Raw genomic sequence first — 972 nt, 5'->3', positions numbered from 1 at the left:
TAAGAATATCATAGAAATTTTCATACAGCGATATCAAATTAGACTTTGGGATCCAGTGCAATGCAGTAGTAGAAACTATGGCATCAAATTTCTCATCGTCTATGGCATGGAGCCATTCATTTCCCTTCAGGTCATACTCAAGTATTCTCACCCTTGAACCGTGTGTGGACACATGATTCTTCCCTATTCTTAAGAGTACAGGGTCATAATCTATTGAGTATATCCTTGCTTGTGGAAATCGCTCTGCAAGCCTTATAGTAAATGACCCGGGTCCACACCCCACATCAAGTATGCTATCTACTTTTGAATGCGAATTTTCAATTACATCCATCATAAAAGAAAATCGTTGTTCTCTCATCTCGATGAGTGCGTTTTGCTGCGATTCCCATGTTGACAGAAATTCATTGTAGGATTCATTCATGAGTGATAAATAATATTATTTGAATTAAATTTTTTGTATCTACAGACTATAGCAAAAAAAAGAATTGCTTAAATGCTAATCCGGCATGTACTTATATGACAGTAAAAGTTGGAATACCTGTAAATGGGAGCAATATTAGCGGACCCGGGGAAGGAGCGGAAGTGCATATATTCGAAATAGAAAACACAAAATACAAACTTATAGATCGTTATGAAAATCCAGCTCTAAAAGCAACTTCGGCAAGGGGCATACATATGCTCAAATCGGTCCTCGGAAAAAATGTGGATGCAATAATCGTTGCAGAAATAGGAGAGCCAGGAGTACGTTTCCTCAAAAATAAGATAAAAATATACTATAACAATAACTTGAACGAAGATGAGGCAATGGAATCCTACATACATGGCAATCTTGAGGAAATAACACTACCAACTCATGAAGCACCGCACAACTATGGCAATTCCCATGAATTGAAATAAATATATATGAAAATAATTAATTTTTTTAAATTATGATGTTTATAATCCTATTTTTGTCTTAGTTTATATCCGCAG

General features: G+C 35.6%; 2 protein-coding genes. One reads left to right on the top strand and one right to left on the bottom strand.

Translation table 11 applies throughout. The features are described 5' to 3' along the window. On the bottom strand, positions 1-421 hold a 421-nt coding region (locus AMDU4_RS11330), incomplete at its 3' end, for a class I SAM-dependent methyltransferase (protein WP_021788109.1). A gap of 95 nt (positions 422-516) precedes the next feature. On the opposite strand from AMDU4_RS11330, the gene AMDU4_RS11325 reads away from it, so the two are divergent. Beyond that, complete coding sequence (locus AMDU4_RS11325) at positions 517-897, top strand: NifB/NifX family molybdenum-iron cluster-binding protein (protein WP_021788108.1); 381 nt, start codon at positions 517-519, stop codon at positions 895-897. The last annotated feature ends 75 nt before the right edge of the window (positions 898-972 follow it).

The sequence above is a fragment of the Ferroplasma sp. Type II genome, assembly GCF_000496155.1.
Note: the sequence above shows the minus strand (reverse complement) of the source record. Positions and strands in the feature narration are given on the sequence as shown.